We start from the raw sequence: 15,664 nt of genomic DNA, 5'->3' as shown, positions 1-15,664 counted from the left end.
ACTTCCCGACTTCCGTAAGCCCGCCGAGAGCAGGTTTTAGGGCGGGTTTAAGGACGGCGGGTCAGTTGCGCCAGCTCCGGTGCCGAGAGGGTGAGTTCGCCCGCCGCTGCCGAGTCGCGGATGGAGGCCGGGCGGCGTGCGCCCGGGATCGGGATGACGGCGGGGGACTGTGCCAGGTGCCAGGCGAGGCAGACCCGCTGCGGGCTGACGCCGTGGGCGCGGGCGAGGGTGTGGAAGGGCGTGTCCGAGGCCGGGGCGCCGGTGCCCGGGGCGTCGACGGCGCTGGGCGAGATCCCGCCGAGCGGGCTCCAGGGCAGGAAGGCCAGGCCGAGTTCGGTGCACAGGTCGAGGGTGTCGCGGGTGGCGGGGTGGGCGGGGGAGAAGCGGTTCTGCACCGAGACCAGGCGCGGGCCGAGGATCTCCCGGGCGGTGCGGATCTGCTCGCAGTCCACGTTGGAGAGGCCGACCATCCGGATGGTGCCGGCGTCGGCGAGGTCGCGCAGCGCGCCGACGGAGTCGGTGAAGGGGACGGCCGGGTCCGGCTTGTGGAGCTGGTAGAGGCCGATGGCCGCCACGCCGAGCCGCTGCGCCGAGGCCTCGGCGGCGCGGCGCAGGTGGCGGGGGTCGCCGTTGACGGTCCACGTGCCGTCGCCCGGGCGGCCCCGGCCGCCCTTGGTGGCGACCAGCACCTCGTCCGTGCCGCCGCCGTGGGCGGCGAGCGCGCGGGCGATGAGGCGCTCGTTGTGGCCGAGTTCACCGGCGTGCCAGTGGTAGCTGTCGGCGGTGTCGATCAGCGTCACGCCCGCTTCGAGGGCGGCGTGGATCGTGTGGACGGCCTGGTCCTGGTCGGGGCGGCCCTCGACGGACAGCGGCATCGCGCCGAGGCCGACGGCGCTCACCGTGACGCCGCCGATGGCACGGGTGGCGCGGGTGGCGACGGGCGGAGCGGGGGCGGGCGTCATCGGCGGGCCTCCTTGACGGCCTGGGGCAGCCAGTCGGTGATCGGGGAGAAGCGGAAGCCGAGGCGGGCCGCCCGGCCGGTGTCCATCGCGTAGCAGCGGTCGAAGGAGAACGGCGAGAGCGGCTCACCGGTCCCTGCCGTCAGCACCGGCTCGGTGCCCAGCTCGCGGCCGATCGCCACGCACAACTCGCGTACGTCCAGCGTTCCGCGGGAGGCCGCGTTGACGGCCCCGGTGAAGTCGGCCGTCGCGGCCCAGCCCAGGAAGCGGGCGATCTCCGCCTCGTGGATGAAGGAGGCGCTCTGCGGCGCGGGGTGGACGGCCACCGGCAGGCCGCGCTCGATCCGCTCCACGTGATGCGCCAGCCGTCCGGTGAAGTCGGCGCCGCCGAGGACGTGCGCGGTGCGCACGGTGGCGACGTCGAAGGGCGCCTGCCGGGTGAGCAGGGCCTCCGCCTGGCGCTTGCCCTCGCCGTAGTGGGCCTCCTGGAACGCCGGGTCCGCCCAGGGGAGTCGCAGGTCCACCGGCTGGGCCGACAGGTCGACGGCTTCCTCCGCGAGGGGCGGCCCGCCGGGGCGGCCGAGGTGGGCGTAGACCTCGATCGTGGAGGTCAGCAGGTAGCGCGGGGTGCGGTCGGCGAAGACCCGGGCGGCGACGGCCGCTTGGACGGGCGTGTAGCAGACCTGGTCGACGACGGTGTCGAAGCGCCGGTCGGCGAGGGCCGCGTGCAGCGCGCTCTCGTCGTCGCGGTCGGCGCGCAGGTGGGTCACGCCCCGGGGTGCGGGGGTCGAGCCTCGGTTGACGACGGTCACCGTCGCGCCGGCGTCCCGCAGGTCCTCGATCAGCCGTCTCCCGAAGTAGCGGCTGCCTCCGATCACGCACACGTCCACTGCTCGCGATCCCTCCCTGGTCCGGTGCTGTCCGTTCTCGGTGATCAGCCTGCCGGGATCGGTTCGACAGCGGTAGTGTCGGTGTGGACGCCCCGTCATTAGGAGAACTGTTGATCGACGTTCAGCGGCTCGCGGTGCTGCGGGAGGTCGCCCGCTTCGGCAGCTTCAACCGGGCGGCCGCGGCGCTGCACTGCACACCCTCGGCGGTCTCGCAGCAGATCGCCGCACTGGAGCGCGGCCTCGGTGCGCCCGTGGTCGAGCGCTCCACGCGCGGCGTCACGCTCACCGACGCGGGGCGGCTGCTGGTGGAGGCGGCCGACGCGATCGCCGCCGAACTGGCCGACACCCAGCAGCGCATCGAGAAGTTGACCGCCGTGCGCACCGCCCTGACCGTCGCCGCCTTCGCCAGCGGCGGCCGACGGCTGCTGCCCTCCGCCCTGGCCGGATTCGTCGCCGACCACCCGGAGGTGGAGCTGACGATCCTGGAGGCGGAGCCGGAGGAGAGCCTGCCCGCCGTCCGCGAGGGCCGGGCCGACCTCGCCCTCGCCTACCACCTCGACGGCCCGCCGCCCGTCCGGCCCGGCGACCGCTCCGGCCTGGACTGGACCGCGCTGGGCGAGGACCCGCTGCGGGTCGTCCTGCCGCGCCGCCACCCGGCCGCGGCGCGCTACCGGGCCCGGCCCGAGCCCCCGCACCTGGCCGAACTCGCCGACCAGCGCTGGATCCTGGGCTGCCATAAGTCCGCCGGCCAGCTCGCCCGCCACGCCGCCCTGGCCGGCGTCGAGTTGCGGATCTCCTGCACCGCGACGGACTACGACTTCGCCCAGTCGCTCGTCCGGGCCGGCATCGGGATCGCCCTGATCCCCGAGATCGGGCTGACCCGACACCCGGACCTGGTCGCTCTGCCGCTCGCCGAGCCCGGCCCCCGCCGCCACCTGGGCCTGGCCCTGGCCCGCCGTCGGCGCGGCCACGCCGCGCGCCTGGCCGAGGAGTTGGCGTCCCGGCTGGTCGCGGAGACGGAGACGGAGACGAGGGCGGAGCCGGAGACGAGGGCGGAGGCGGAGGCGCCGATGTGAGGCTCCGTCCGCCTCCGCCCGGGAGGTCAAGGGCAGGACGTCAACGGCTCGGGATCAGCCGCAGCAGGGCTTGCACTCCTTCACCTGCACGTTGTCCAGCACCGGCCCGTACACGCCCCCGACGGTGCTCTCGAAGGTCAGCGTGGTGGCGGAGTTCTGCGCGACGAAGCTGAACTGCCGGCCCACGTAGCCCATCGCGGTCCTGGTCTTGCCGGTGACGTCGAAGGAGAAGTCCTGGAAGTCCTGTCCGTCGATGAGCGCCCGGCCGGTGCGCAGGGCGACTCCGCCGTCGGGATTGCCGGCCAGGGCGTAGGTCACCGAGTAGGTGGCGCCGGGGACGGTGGTGAAGGTCTGGGCGACGGCGCCGGGGCCGGCGCCGTTGAGGTCGAGGGACTGGTCGCCCTCGGCGGCCTGCCAGAAGCCGACGCCGATCAGGTCGACGCTGCCGCTGGTGACCTGCCAGGGGCCGATGTTCTGGCCGGCGACCGGCTCGATGAAGCTGTTCGCGGCGACCTTGGGGGACTCGAAGCTGCCGTCGTCGAAGTGGCTGAGGGCGCGGTGGCCGCCGGCCGCCTGCGCCGGGGCGGCCAGCGCGGTGCCGGCGGCGACGAACAGGGCGAGGGCGGCGACGCGGGTGCGCGAGAGCGACATTTGTACCCCAACTTCCGTGGTGAAAGACCGAGATGATCGGCTGTGCACAGAGGGTCGACCGTCCCGGAGCGCTCTGCCAAGACCGGACGGGCGGCGCCCGGTGGTGCGGGGCGCGTGAGGGCGGGCTCCTACGCGCCGGTTTGCCGCAGGGGCGGTTGCCGCAGGCTCGGCGGACCGTCCGGGGGCGAATGCCCTTTCGTCCGGGGGCGAACCCTCCTGGCCGACCGCCCGGCCCCCGGGCCCGGTGGTGAAAGCGGAGGTACGCGCCCCGCTCGCACCCCTACGGTGGCCTGATGACCATACGAACGCCGGGTGATCCCTTCGACGGCCCACGGATCTGCTTCCTCGGCGACTCCTTCGTCCAGGGCCTCGGCGACCCGGAGTTCCGCGGCTGGGTCGGTCGGGTGCTCCAGGCCGCCGCGCCGCACGCCACCGCCTTCAACCTCGGCGTCCGGCGCCACACCTCGGCGCAGGTGCGGCAGCACTGCTGGGCGGAGGTCGAGGCCCGCACCCTGCCCGGGGCCGACCACCGGCTGGTGCTCTCCTTCGGCGCCAACGACGCGGTGACGGAAGGCGGCGCGCCCCGGGTCGCGCAACCGGACACCCTGGCCAACCTCGCGGCCCTGCTCGACGGCGCCCGCGAGCGCGGCATCGCCGCCCTGGTGGTCGGCCCGCCCCCGGTGGTCGGTCTGGGCCCGGACCACCTGGCGCGGCTGCTGCGGCTCGTCCCCGCGATGGCCGGACTCTGCTCCTCCTCCGGCGTCCCGTTCGTCGACGTCACCGAGGCACTGGCCGAGGACCCGACCTGGACGGCCGAGGCCGAGGCGGCGGACGGCGCCCACCCGGGCGCGGGCGGCTACACGCGGCTCGCCGAGCTGGTGCTCCTCGGCGGGTTCGGGGACTGGATCGAGCCAACTCCGCGTCGGACTTGACCTTGAGCGCACTCGAAGGTGAAAGCTGGGCGGGTTGATCCAACCCACGGACATCGGATCGGAGCACTGGCATGCGCAAAGCCTCGTTCGGCAGCGACGGCCCTGAGGTCGGCGTCATCGGCCTCGGCTGCATGGGGATGACCTTCGCCTACGACGCGCAGAACCGCGACGACGAGAAGTCGGTCGGGGTGATCCGCCAGGCGCTGGACCTCGGCGTCACCCTGATCGACACCGCCGACATGTACGGCCCCTTCACCAACGAGGAACTGGTCGGTGCCGCGCTGGCCGGCCCGCACCGCGAGCGCGCCTTCCTGGCCACCAAGGTGGGCATCGTCCCCGGTCAGATCGGCGGGTCGGGCGCCCGCGACGGCAGCCCCGAGCACGTGCGCCGCTCGATCGACGACAGCCTGCGCCGCCTGGGTACTGACCACGTCGACCTCTACCAGCTGCACCGGGTCGACCCGGACGTCCCGATCGAGGAGACCTGGGGCGCGCTCGCCGAGACCGTCCAGGCCGGCAAGGTGCGCCGGATCGGCCTCTCCGAGGTGACCGTCGAGGAGATCAAGCGGGCCCAGTCGGTGCACCCGGTGGCCTCGGTGCAGTCCGAGCTGTCGCTGTGGACCCGGGACGTGCTGGACGACGTGCTGCCGTACACCGAGCAGCAGGGCATCGCCTTCCTGCCCTACTCGCCGCTCGGCCGCGGCTTCCTGACCGGCAGCATCTCCTCCTTCGACGAGCTGCCCGAGGACGACTTCCGCCGCCGGCTGCCGCGCTTCCAGCAGGACGCGCTGAAGACCAACCTGGCGCTGGTCGCCAAGGTCAGGGAGATCGCCGAGCGGATCGGCGCCACCCCCGCGCAGATCGCGCTGGCCTGGGTGCTGGCGCAGGGCCGGTACGTCTTCCCGATCCCGGGCACCAAGACGCCGCGCTACCTGGTGGACAACGTGGCCGCGGCCGGGGTCGAGCTCTCGGCGGCCGACCTGGCCGAGCTGGACGCGCTGCCGGCCGCGGAGGGCGGGCGCTACGCCTGACGGTCCGGCGCCACACCTGCCGGGTCCGGCGCTCGGCCCGCTCGGCCCGTACGGTCAGCGTTCCATGACCCACACCAGCTGCCGTCCGGTCTCCCCGGGAGCCAGGACGGCGGCCTCGGCGACCCGGTCCAGCCGGTAGCCGAGCTTGCGCGGAACGGCCGCGCTGGCACCGTTCGCCTGGTCGCAGCGGATCTCCACCCGCACGATCCCGGGCAGTGCCAGTGCGGCCTCGGTCAGCGCCCCCGCCCCGGCGGTGGCGATGCCGCGGCCGACGTGCCGGGCGGCGACCCAGTAGCCGATCTCCAGCGAGCCCGGGCCGATCCGCCCGTGCAGCCCGAGGGCGCCGACCACCCGGCCGGGTTCGGCGTCCAGCTCGGCCAGGTACATGAAGTCGGTCCCGGCCTCCCAGGCGGCGGTGCCGGCCCGGGTCAGCTCGGTGGTCCGTGCCCGGGTGGGGGCCTCGGCCGCCCACTCCATCCAGGGCCGCAGATGGTCCAGGTTGGCGCGGACGGCCTTGTTCAGCGCCGCCGCGTGGGTGCTGCGGCGGCGGTGCAGCCGGAGGCCGCCGGGCAGCCGCAGCAGCTCGGGCGGCCGCCCGGTGGTGACCTCCGGGGGGTCGCAGGACCGCGGCTGGGCTTGGCTCATGGCGGCGATTATGTCCTTGGCCGGGACCTGTCACCATCCGGAACCGGCGGCCGCGGCCCGGCCGGGGGCGCACCCGGCGCCGCCCCGGCGCGTCAGAGCCGGACCAGCACCTCGTCGAGCTCCTTGCGCCGCAGATCCGGCACGCGCGCCCCCTCGGCGGGGTAGCCGACCGGGATCACGTAGGCGGCCCGTTCCTCCGCCGGGCGGTCGCACACCTCGTTGAGGAACCGCATCGGGCTCGGGGTGTGGGTCAGCGTGGCCAGCCCGGCCTGGTGCAGCGAGGCCAGCAGCAGCCCGACCGCGATCCCCACCGACTCCTTGGTGTAGTACGGCCGCGGCGACTGCGGCCCCTTGTGCACCTCGAACACCACGATCACGGCCGGTGCGTCCTCCAGGAACGGCTTCCGCCAGCCGGTGCCGATCGGCGCCAGCGCGGCCAGCCACTCCGCCGAGGCCCGGTGGTCGTAGAACTCGCGCTCCTCGGCCTCGGCCGCCTCGCGCAGCCGCCGCTTGCGCTCCGGGTCGGTGATCACCACGAACCGCCAGGGCTGGACGTGCGCGCCGCTGGGCGCGGTGCTCGCGGTGCGGACCGCCCACTCCACCACCCCGTCCGGGATCGGGCGGGTGGAGTAGTCGCGGACGGTCCGGCGCCGCGCCATCACGTCGTGGAAGGCCCTGCCGCGGGCCTCGGCCTCGTGGGCCGGCACCGTCATCGGGGTGAGCGGGACGCTCGGGTACGGCGTCCCGGTCGTCGCACTGCCTGTGCTGTCAACCATGGTCGACAGCACAGCACATGACGATCGCTCCGGGAAGAGGTCGAGACCAATCCGGGGGCGGGGGGCGGCCCGGGGCGGCTAGAGCTCGTGCACCCGTCCGTCCCGGACCTCGATCCGCCGGTTCACCGCCACGGTGTCCAGCATCCGCCGGTCGTGGGTGACCAGCAGCAGGGTGCCGGTGTACGAGCCGAGCGCGGACTCCAACTGCTCGATCGCCGGCAGGTCCAGGTGGTTGGTGGGCTCGTCCAGCACCAGCAGGTTGACCCCGCGCGCCTGGAGCAGCGCCAGCGCGGCCCGGGTGCGCTCGCCGGGGGAGAGGGTGGCGGCCGGGCGCAGCACGTGCACGGCCTTGAGCCCGAACTTGGCCAGCAGGGTGCGCACCTCCTCCGGCGTGAACTCCGGTACGGCGGCCGCGAAGGCCTCCGACAGCGGCTCGCCGCCCAGGCTGTGCTTGTTCTTAAAGATGTGCCCGCGCGCCTGGTCCACCTCGCCGACCACCACGCCCGAGCCCAGCACGGCGCTGCCGCCGTCGAGTTCCAGCCGGCCGAGCAGGGCCGCCAGCAGCGTGGACTTGCCCGCGCCGTTGGCGCCGGTGATGGCGACCCGGTCGGCCCAGTCGATCTGCAGGTCCACCGGGCCGAAGCCGAAGCCGCCGCGCCGGGCGACCGCCCCGCGCAGGGTGGCGACCACCGAGCCGGAGCGCGGAGCGGTGGCGATCTCCATCCGCAGCTCCCACTCCTTGCGCGGCTCCTCGACCACGTCCAGCCGCTCGATCATCCGCTGGGTCTGCCGGGCCTTGGAGGCCTGCTTCTCGGTGGACTCGGTGCGCTTCGCCTTGGCGTTCTTGTCGTTGTCGCCGCCCTTGCGCCGGGCGTTGCGGACGCCGTGCTCCATCCAGTTGCGCTGCATCTGGGCCCGGGCCTCCAGCGAGGCCTTGGTGTCGGCGTACTCCTCGTAGTCCTCGCGGGCGTGCCGGCGGGCCACCGCCCGCTCCTCCAGGTACGCCTCGTAGCCGCCGCCGTACAGGTTGACCTGCTGCTGGTGCAGGTCCAGCTCCAGCACCTTGGTGACGGTGCGGGCCAGGAACTCGCGGTCGTGGCTGATCAGCACGGTGCCGGTGCGCAGGCCCTTGACGAAGGCCTCCAGCCGCTCCAGGCCGTCCAGGTCGAGGTCGTTGGTGGGCTCGTCCAGCAGGAACACGTCGTAGCGGGAGAGCAGCAGCGAGGCCAGGCCCGCGCGGGCGGCCTGGCCGCCGGAGAGCGCCGTCATCGGCAGGTCGAGGGAGACCTTCAGCCCGAGCGAGTCGGCGACCTCCTCGGCCCGCTCCTCCAGGTCGGCGCCGCCGAGGTCCAGCCAGCGGTCCAGGCCCGCCGCGTACGCGTCGTCGGCGCCGGCCCGGCCCTCGACCAGGCCCTCGGTGGCCTCGTCCAGCGCGGCCTGCGCGGCCGCCACGCCGGTGCGCCGGGCCAGGAAGTCGCGCACCGACTCGCCCGGGCGCCGCTCCGGCTCCTGCGGCAGGTGGCCGATGTTGGCGCTCGCCGGGCTGAGCCGCAGCGAACCGGCCTCGGGTGTGTCCAGGCCCGCCAGCAGGCGCAGCAGGGTCGACTTCCCGGCGCCGTTCACGCCGACCAGGCCGATCACGTCGCCGGGGGCGACGACCAGGTCCAGGCCGGAGAAGAGGGTGCGTTCGCCGTGGCCGGCGCTGAGGTCCTTGACTACGAGTGTGGCGCTCATGATGTGGCCGATTGTAGGAGGAGCGGGGTCGGCACCGGAAAAGCCCGCGACCGGGGAGCGGGCGGTGGGCCGGAAAGGCCCGGGGGCCGATCGCTCAGCGGGTCGCCGGTTCAGCGGCTCACTTGGCCTTCTTGGAGAAGTAGTCGAACATGTGCGCCGCGACGTCCTCCAGGTACGGGCCGGCCTCGTAGGTGTTGGCGCCGTTGCCGATGGAGGTGTCGCTGACCAGGGCCGGCTTGCCGTCCTTGGTGGCGTACCAGCCGCCGCCGCTGCTGCCGCCGGTCATGTTGCAGCCGATCATCAGCATCGCCGGGCGGTCCGGGACTCCGGCCTTCGCGGCCGGCTTGCCGCCGTCGCAGTGCTCCAGCTCGACGCCGTCGAAGGGCTTGCCCTCCGGGAAGCCGTAGTTGGAGACGGCGGACAGCTGGTCACGTGGGGCGTTGAACCACAGCGGCACCGAGCCGCCGACGGTCTCCTCCAGCGACTTGCCGTTCGGGTCGGGGTTGGCGACCTTGATGATGCCGAAGTCGTACTGGCTCCACGGGCCGCCGTGCTCCGGGTCGGCCTCCTGCGTCCACTGCGGCGAGACCATGCCGGCGGTGGCGCCCCACTCGCCGTACGGCTCGGCGTCCTCCAGCTTGGACTTCTGCTTGTTGCCGTTGCTCAGCACGCCGTTGCTGTTGAAGGCCGGGGCGAAGGTGATGTCGGTGTAGTACTTGTTGCCCTTGCCGCCGTGCAGGCAGTGGCTCGCGGTCCACACCAGGTTGCTCTTGCCGGGGTTGGCCGGGTCGGAGACGACGGTGCCGGAGCACACGTAGTCGTCGTTGCCGTCCTTGAAGAAGATCTTGCCGTTGACGTGCATGTTCTTCGGGAACGGGTGCGCCACGGGCTTCGCCGGGACCACGGCGGGCAGCTGGTCCGGCCCGGTCGGCGGCTGGGCGGCGGTGGGCTGGGCCGGGGCGGCGCTGGTCGGCGCCGCGGTCGGCTGGGCCGGTGCCTGCGTCGGGCCCTGGGCGGGCGCCTGCGGCAGGGGCTTGGGCTTGGCGTTCAGGAGCTTCTGCAGGGTCCAGTAGCCCTTGGCCGCCGGGGTGATGACGTTCGCCTGGGCCCACTTGTCCCAGTCCTCGAGCTTCCAGGTCTTCAGCTCTTCGAGCGTCGGAAGCTTGATCGGGGCCGCGCCCGGCTTGCCGGAGGCGCTGGCCGCGACGCTGGGAGCCGCGGTCTGGGCTCCGGCCGGGTCGCTGTTGTCCGGCCCGCAGCCGGTGGCGACCACCATGGTCAGCGCGGCGACGGAGGCGCCCAGGACAGCACGGCTCGACCGGGATATCGGTGACATGAGTTCAATTCCCCCTGTTGACTACCGCCATACGGCCCGTTTCGCGGGTGCGGCCCCGGGGCCGCAGGTATGGCAGGTGAGGAGTCTGCCATGCGGATAAGGAACTCCTTACATCCGACCCCGGCCGGTACGGGGCTGTCACCGGATCGGCACCGGATCGGCACCTGTCCTCCGTCCGGGGCGCGGAAACCGGGGCCCGGGTTAATCGGTTGCACGCGTCCGTCGACCTCCCTACCGTGGAACGCGTCATCAGCCAGACAAGGAGAAGGCCGTTGCTCTACTGAGGTCCCGGGACACCGCCCCGCCGCGCAGGCCCTGCTGCCGTAGCGCGGTGTGCGAGTGTGCGACCTCAGTCACGGCCCCGTGGCGCCTTGCCGCGCCCCCTGTCCTCAGGCCGTTCCGGTTCCGCACCCGCGGTGTCTCCCCGTGTTGCTCACCACCCCTTTCAGCAACCAACCGGGAGGCCCTACATGGCACAACCCACCACCGCCGTCCTCTGCACCGACCTCACGTTCGAGTGGCCCGACGGCAAGCCCGTCCTGGAGGGCTTCCACCTCGCCGTCGGCCCCGGCCGCACCGGACTGATCGGGCTCAACGGCGCCGGCAAGTCCACCCTGCTGCGGCTGATCGCCGGCGAACTCACCCCCACCGGCGGCACCGTCCGGATCGAGGGCGAACTCGGCTACCTGCCCCAGGGATTGACGCTCGACACAGGGCTGCGGGTCGACGAGGCGCTCGGCATCCGGGCCGCCCGCGAGGCCCTGCACGCCATCGAGTCCGGCGACACCGACCAGCGGCACTTCGACGCCGTCGGCGAGGACTGGGACGTCGAGGAGCGCGCCCGCGCCACCCTCGACCGGCTCGGCCTGCACCGCCTCGGCCTCGACCGCACCACCGGTGAACTCTCCGGCGGGGAGGCGGTGTTGCTGCGGCTCGCCACCCTGCTGCTGCGCCGCCCCGACGTCCTGCTGCTCGACGAGCCCACCAACAACCTCGACCGGGCCGCCCGCGAGCGGCTCTACGAGACGGTGGCCGGTTGGAACGGTGCCATGCTGATCGTCAGTCATGACCGCGAGCTGCTCCAGTACGTCGACCAGATCGCCGACCTTAGAGGTGGTGAAGTCACCTGGTACGGCGGCAACTTCGCCGAGTACGAGCGCACCCTCGCCGCCCAGCAGGAGACGGCCGAGCGGCTGCTGCGCAACGCCGAGGCCGACGTCCAGCGCCAGAAGCGGGACCTGGTGGACGCCCGCACCAAGCTGGAGCGCAGCGCCAGTTACGGCAAGAAGCGATCGGTCACCCGCAACGACCCGCACATCTTCGCCGGGATGCTCAAGCGCAAGGGTCAGGAGACGGCGGGCCGGCTGACCGGCATGCACACCGAGCGACTGGAGGAGGCCAAACAGCGGCTCACCGCCGCCGAGGAGGCCGTGCGCGACGACGCCGAGATCCGGATCGACCTGCCGCGCACCGCCGTGCCGGCCGGGCGCACCGTGCTCACCCTGCAGAAGGTCAGGCTGCCCTACGGCGCCACCGCCGACCTCGACCTGCGCGGCCCCGAGCGGATCGCACTGGTCGGGCGCAACGGCTCCGGCAAGACCACCCTGCTGCGCACCATCGCGGGCGAACTCGCTCCGCTGGAGGGCGAGATCACCACCCCGGTCTCCTCGCGCTACCTGCCGCAGCGGCTCGACCTGCTGGACGACGAGCTGACCGTCGCGCAGAACGTCAAGCTGTTCGCCTCGGCCGCCGGGGACAACACGATCCGTGCCCGGCTCGCCCGCTTCCTGTTCCGCGGCGCCCGGGCGGACCAGCCGGCCGGCACCCTGTCCGGGGGCGAACGGTTCCGGGCGACGCTGGCCGCCCTGCTGCTGGCCGACCCGCCGCCGCAGCTGCTGCTGCTCGACGAGCCGACCAACAACCTGGACCTGGCCAGCGTCCGCCAGCTCACCCAGGCACTGGCCGCCTACCAGGGCGCGCTGATCGTGGTCAGCCACGACCTGCCGTTCCTGCGCGGTCTGGGGCTGACCAGGTGGCTGGAGCTGGACGGCGAACTGAGGGGGGTGGATCCGATGTAGCGGGGTGTGGCGCGGGCGCCGGTGCGGCGGTCAGCGCTGCCCCGGCGCGGTGCAGGTGCGACGGTCAGTTCGGCAGGACCACCTCTTGCCCTGGTCCCAACTTCCGTTCGCTGCAGTACCATCGGCGACATGCCAGCGCTCAACATCGAGTACACGGAGCACGAACTCGCCGCGATCCGCGAGGCCGCCGCCGCGGACGGCAAGAGCGTGAAGGCGTACGTCCACGACCTGAGCGTGCGGGAGCAGCAGCGCCGGGTGTTCGTGGACCACGCCGTGGCGTTCTGGAAGGCGCACCAGGCAGAGTTCGACGCCGCGTTCCCGGAGGACGCGCCCGCCGCGTGAGGGGCGGCGGCGCGGTGTCGGGACCTGGCTCGGCGGGGGTCGGAGCGCGGTGAGGGACGAGGGCGTGACACTCCTGCACGTCGACCTGCGCTGGCTGCTCGACGTGCAGGAACTGGCCTCCCCGGAGGACCTCAGCGTGCGGGACTACTCGGCGCTGCAGGCCGCCGTGGCCCGACACCGGGTGAACACCGCCCAGCTCGGCCACGACGCCGACGCCGCTTGGTGCGCGGCCACGCTGATGCACACCATCGTGCTGCTGCGCCCGCTCCCGGTGCGCAACAACCTGTACGCCTGCATGACGACGGCCGCGTACATGCACGCGGCCGGAGAGGGGATCGACCCGCCGTACGGGGCGCTGGTCGAGCTGGCCCGCGACATCGCCGACGGCCGGGCGGACGTGTACGCGGCGGCCGACCGGATCCGCGCCTGGCGGATCTGAGGCCCTGGGCCTGTCCGGGGCCGGCCGCCGCGGTCCTCATGCCCTCGCGGGTCTGAGCCTGGCCGCGACCAGGGTGCCCAGCCGGTCCAGCCCGACGACGAGTGCGGCGAGCACGACGAACTCGACGGTCAGCTGGGCGATCTGGCCCCAGACGTAGCCGTAGCCCTTGGTGGTCGGGTCGAAGAAGAAGTACGGGTACGGCGTCGGGAAGTCGGCGAACAGCGCGTTGCGGGCGAGCACGATCGCCGCGTAGCCGAGCGGGAAGGCCAGCCAGAGCGGGATGTCCTTCCAGGCCGCCGCGTTGCGGGGCTTCAGCAGCAGCCAGTCGGCGAGCACCATCACCGGCGTCACGTAGTGCAGGAAGAAGGACGACCAGTGCGCCAGCCGGTCCGGCCCGCCGACCAGCCCGGGCAGCGGGTCGGCGCCGTGCTGGAGCAGGATGTGCGAGACCAGGCCGGTGATCAGGATGTACAGCGTGGCGGCGCCGCGCAGCCGGGGCGCGGGCGCGTCCACGGTGTCGCGCTTGACCATCCAGTACACCGCGCCGATGAAGTAGCCGAGCACGATCACGTTGCTCTGCACGGTGAAGTACACCAGCGACGCCGCCCCGAGGGACAGGCCGAGGCCCGCCGAGAGCACGATGCCCATGCGCCACCACAGCGCGGGGCTGGTCCGGACTGTCATGCGGCCACCAGTTCGTTCCAGGCGATACGGGAGGTATCGGACGGCTAAGGGGAATGCCGAACTCTACTTGCTGGTAGCGGGCGGACGGAACCTCCGTGCGCACCGGTACGTGCCCGTACGATCGCCTCCCCGGGGCTCAGCCGGGCAGCACGAACCCCGACTCGTACGCCGCGATCACCGCCTGGGTGCGGTCCCGGGCGCCCAACTTGGCCAGCACACTGCCGACGTGGGTCTTCACCGTCTCCTGGCTCACCACCAGCTGCTGGGCGATCTCGCTGTTGTTGAGCCCGGAGGCCATCAGCCGCAGCACCTGCCCCTCCCGCTCGGTCAGCCGCCCGATCGGTCCCCGGTCCACGGCGGCGTCCCGGCGGTCGTCCGCGCCGTGGCGCAGCGCGAGTTCGCGCACGGCCGCCGGGAACAGCAGCGAGTCCCCGCGCGCGACCAGCCGCACCGCCTGGACCATCTCCTCCGCCCGCGCCCGCTTCAGCAGGAACCCGGCCGCGCCCGCACGCAGCGCGTCGTACACGTGGTCGTCGTGCTCGAAGGTGGTGACCACCAGGATCCTCGGCGGCTCGGCCATCCCGCCGACCAGCTGCTCGGTGGCCCGGATCCCGTTGATGCCGGGCATCCGGACGTCCATCAGCACCACGTCCGGGCGCAGCTCGCGCACCAGCGGGACGACCTCGGCGCCGTCGGAGGCCTCGCCGACCACGGTGAGGTCCGGTTCGGCGTCGATCACCACCCGCAGGCCCATCCGGACCAGCCGCTCGTCGTCCGCGATCACCACGCGGATGGTCCCGGTACCGGTGTTCTTGTTCACGGTGTCCCTCCCACCGGCAGCCAGACGGCCAGCCGCCACGTCGTTCCGTCCTCGCTCGGCCCCGCCGTGCTCCCGCCGCGCAGGGCCGTGGCGCGTTCCCCGATCCCGCGCAGCCCGCGCCCGCCGCCGGGGCGGCTCGGGCGGGCGGGGCCGAGCGGGTTGGTCAGTTCGATCTCCAGCCGGCGCGCGCCGAGCGCGACCCGCAGTCCGGCCGGGGCGGGCCCGGCGTGCCGCAGCACATTGGTCAGGCCCTCCTGCACGATCCGGTAAGCCTCGCGGGAGACCTCGGCGGGCAGCGCGGCCAGGTCCGGGGCCAGCTCGGCGTCCACCGTCACGCCGGTGCGGGTGAGTTGGCGCAGCAGGTCGTCGAGCTCGGCGAGCGTGGGCCCGGCCGGTCCGGCGGTGGTCTCCTCCTCGCGCAGCAGCCCGAGCACGGTGTCCAGTTCGGCGACGGCCCCCCGCGCGGTCTCCTCGATCGCCCGCAACGCCTCGGCGGCGAAGTCCGGGTCGGTGCGCAGCACCCGGGCCGCCGCCGAGGCCTGGATGCCGACCGCGCTGAGCGCGTGCCCGACCGAGTCGTGCAGCTCGCGGGCCAGCCGGTTGCGCTGGGCGAGCACGGTGGCCCGCCGCTCGGCGGCGGCCAGCCGCTCCTCCGGGGTCGGCCCGAGCAGGATGGGCGCCCAGCGGGCGAGCAGCGCGCCGCAGGCGGCGCTGGTGCCGACGACGAGCAGCAGGACAGCGAGGCCCAGCGCCGGGCCGGTGAGCATCCAGCCGGGGAAGCGGTCCTCCCAGTACCGGCCGAGGTCCTTGGACCCGTTGAGGCTCATCAGCAGCACGATCGAGAACGGCACCCCGGCGAGCGTCATCCCGGCGACCACCCCGCCGCAGAACAGGTGCAGCACGAACCAGACCGCGGTGCGCCACCTCGCCCCCCACGACCGGGCCGGCCCGGTGGCCAGCTCCTCCGGCCGCGCCACCACGCACAGCGCCCGCGCGGCCGCCCCCTCCAGCCCCCGGACGGTCGGCACCAGCGCGGTGACGGCCGCCATCGGCAGCGATGTGAACAGCGCGAGCAGTTGCAGCAGGACCTGCCGCAGGTGCCCCTGGTCGGGGTTGAACGCCCCGAGCCCCACCACCGACAGCAGCCAGTACGGCATCAGCAGCGCGCCGCCCAGCACCAGATGCACCCAGCGCAGCCGGGCCCGTCGCCCGAACAGCGCCTCCACCACCGACCGCAGCCGACCGCCCCCCGTGTTCACCCGGGTGACTCT

At 73.6% G+C, this 15,664-nt stretch carries 16 protein-coding genes; 6 read left to right on the top strand and 10 right to left on the bottom strand.

The genetic code is table 11. From position 1 onward, the window contains the following. Nucleotides 1–47: 47 nt before the first annotated feature. Both ACFQ87_RS18265 and ACFQ87_RS18260 read right to left on the bottom strand, forming a co-directional pair. Complete coding sequence (locus ACFQ87_RS18265; protein WP_380611782.1) at nucleotides 48–962, bottom strand: aldo/keto reductase; 915 nt, start codon at nucleotides 960–962, stop codon at nucleotides 48–50. Beyond that, nucleotides 959–1,837 (bottom strand): NAD-dependent epimerase/dehydratase family protein, encoded by an 879-nt coding sequence (locus ACFQ87_RS18260; RefSeq protein WP_380611781.1) that lies wholly within the window; start codon nucleotides 1,835–1,837, stop codon nucleotides 959–961. Before ACFQ87_RS18260 ends, ACFQ87_RS18265 begins: the two co-directional genes overlap by 4 nt. A 122-nt stretch (nucleotides 1,838–1,959) precedes the next feature. On the opposite strand from ACFQ87_RS18260, the gene ACFQ87_RS18255 reads away from it, so the two are divergent. Beyond that, nucleotides 1,960–2,925, top strand: a complete 966-nt coding sequence (locus ACFQ87_RS18255) for a LysR family transcriptional regulator (protein WP_380611780.1) — start codon at nucleotides 1,960–1,962, stop codon at nucleotides 2,923–2,925. Between the two features lie 54 nt (nucleotides 2,926–2,979). Here the strand turns inward: ACFQ87_RS18255 and ACFQ87_RS18250 are convergent, their stop codons facing one another. Beyond that, nucleotides 2,980–3,576 (bottom strand): choice-of-anchor C family protein, encoded by a 597-nt coding sequence (locus tag ACFQ87_RS18250; protein ID WP_380611779.1) that lies wholly within the window; start codon nucleotides 3,574–3,576, stop codon nucleotides 2,980–2,982. A 293-nt stretch (nucleotides 3,577–3,869) separates the two neighbouring features. Here ACFQ87_RS18250 and ACFQ87_RS18245 point away from each other — a divergent pair, with 293 nt between their 5' ends. Continuing rightward, the gene (locus tag ACFQ87_RS18245; RefSeq protein WP_380611778.1) at nucleotides 3,870–4,508 is read left to right on the top strand and encodes a GDSL-type esterase/lipase family protein; all 639 of its coding nucleotides are present in this window, start codon (nucleotides 3,870–3,872) and stop codon (nucleotides 4,506–4,508) included. 71 nt (nucleotides 4,509–4,579) lie between these two features. Then, complete coding sequence (locus tag ACFQ87_RS18240) at nucleotides 4,580–5,539, top strand: aldo/keto reductase (protein ID WP_380611777.1); 960 nt, start codon at nucleotides 4,580–4,582, stop codon at nucleotides 5,537–5,539. 54 nt (nucleotides 5,540–5,593) lie between these two features. Here ACFQ87_RS18240 and ACFQ87_RS18235 read toward each other — a convergent pair whose 3' ends face one another. From ACFQ87_RS18235 to ACFQ87_RS18220, 4 genes are all read right to left on the bottom strand, one after another. After that, nucleotides 5,594–6,184, bottom strand: coding sequence for a GNAT family N-acetyltransferase (locus ACFQ87_RS18235; protein WP_380611776.1), 591 nt, complete (start codon nucleotides 6,182–6,184; stop codon nucleotides 5,594–5,596). Nucleotides 6,185–6,276: 92 nt separating this feature from the next. Next, nucleotides 6,277–6,960, bottom strand: a complete 684-nt coding sequence (locus ACFQ87_RS18230; protein ID WP_380611775.1) for a nitroreductase family protein — start codon at nucleotides 6,958–6,960, stop codon at nucleotides 6,277–6,279. A gap of 78 nt (nucleotides 6,961–7,038) precedes the next feature. Beyond that, complete coding sequence (locus ACFQ87_RS18225) at nucleotides 7,039–8,694, bottom strand: ABC-F family ATP-binding cassette domain-containing protein (protein WP_380611774.1); 1,656 nt, start codon at nucleotides 8,692–8,694, stop codon at nucleotides 7,039–7,041. 118 nt (nucleotides 8,695–8,812) lie between these two features. After that, nucleotides 8,813–10,030: a trypsin-like serine peptidase gene (locus ACFQ87_RS18220; RefSeq protein ID WP_380611773.1), complete on the bottom strand. Its 1,218-nt coding sequence runs from the start codon at nucleotides 10,028–10,030 to the stop codon at nucleotides 8,813–8,815. Nucleotides 10,031–10,500: 470 nt separating this feature from the next. Here ACFQ87_RS18220 and ACFQ87_RS18215 point away from each other — a divergent pair, with 470 nt between their 5' ends. The 3 genes from ACFQ87_RS18215 (at nucleotide 10,501) to ACFQ87_RS18205 (ending at nucleotide 12,889) form a co-directional block, all read left to right on the top strand. Then, on the top strand, nucleotides 10,501–12,108 hold the full coding sequence (locus tag ACFQ87_RS18215) for an ABC-F family ATP-binding cassette domain-containing protein (protein WP_380611772.1): 1,608 nt from the start codon (nucleotides 10,501–10,503) through the stop codon (nucleotides 12,106–12,108). 129 nt (nucleotides 12,109–12,237) lie between these two features. Beyond that, nucleotides 12,238–12,450 (top strand): hypothetical protein, encoded by a 213-nt coding sequence (locus ACFQ87_RS18210; protein WP_355673825.1) that lies wholly within the window; start codon nucleotides 12,238–12,240, stop codon nucleotides 12,448–12,450. A gap of 64 nt (nucleotides 12,451–12,514) precedes the next feature. Further along, nucleotides 12,515–12,889 (top strand): toxin Doc, encoded by a 375-nt coding sequence (locus ACFQ87_RS18205; protein WP_380611771.1) that lies wholly within the window; start codon nucleotides 12,515–12,517, stop codon nucleotides 12,887–12,889. Between the two features lie 36 nt (nucleotides 12,890–12,925). On the opposite strand, the gene ACFQ87_RS18200 is transcribed toward ACFQ87_RS18205, so the two are convergent. The 3 genes from ACFQ87_RS18200 to ACFQ87_RS18190 form a co-directional block, all read right to left on the bottom strand. Continuing rightward, nucleotides 12,926–13,573 carry a Pr6Pr family membrane protein gene (locus ACFQ87_RS18200; RefSeq protein ID WP_380611770.1) on the bottom strand — a complete coding sequence of 216 codons (648 nt, stop codon included), beginning with the start codon at nucleotides 13,571–13,573 and terminating at the stop codon, nucleotides 12,926–12,928. Nucleotides 13,574–13,709: 136 nt separating this feature from the next. Further along, nucleotides 13,710–14,393, bottom strand: coding sequence for a response regulator (locus tag ACFQ87_RS18195; RefSeq protein ID WP_380611769.1), 684 nt, complete (start codon nucleotides 14,391–14,393; stop codon nucleotides 13,710–13,712). Further along, nucleotides 14,390–15,652, bottom strand: a complete 1,263-nt coding sequence (locus tag ACFQ87_RS18190; RefSeq protein ID WP_380611768.1) for a sensor histidine kinase — start codon at nucleotides 15,650–15,652, stop codon at nucleotides 14,390–14,392. Before ACFQ87_RS18190 ends, ACFQ87_RS18195 begins: the two co-directional genes overlap by 4 nt. Between the last annotated feature and the right edge of the window lie 12 nt (nucleotides 15,653–15,664).

It is taken from the genome of Kitasatospora sp. NPDC056531, assembly GCF_042794375.1.
Lineage (GTDB): Bacteria > Actinomycetota > Actinomycetes > Streptomycetales > Streptomycetaceae > Kitasatospora.
Note: the sequence above shows the minus strand (reverse complement) of the source record. Positions and strands in the feature narration are given on the sequence as shown.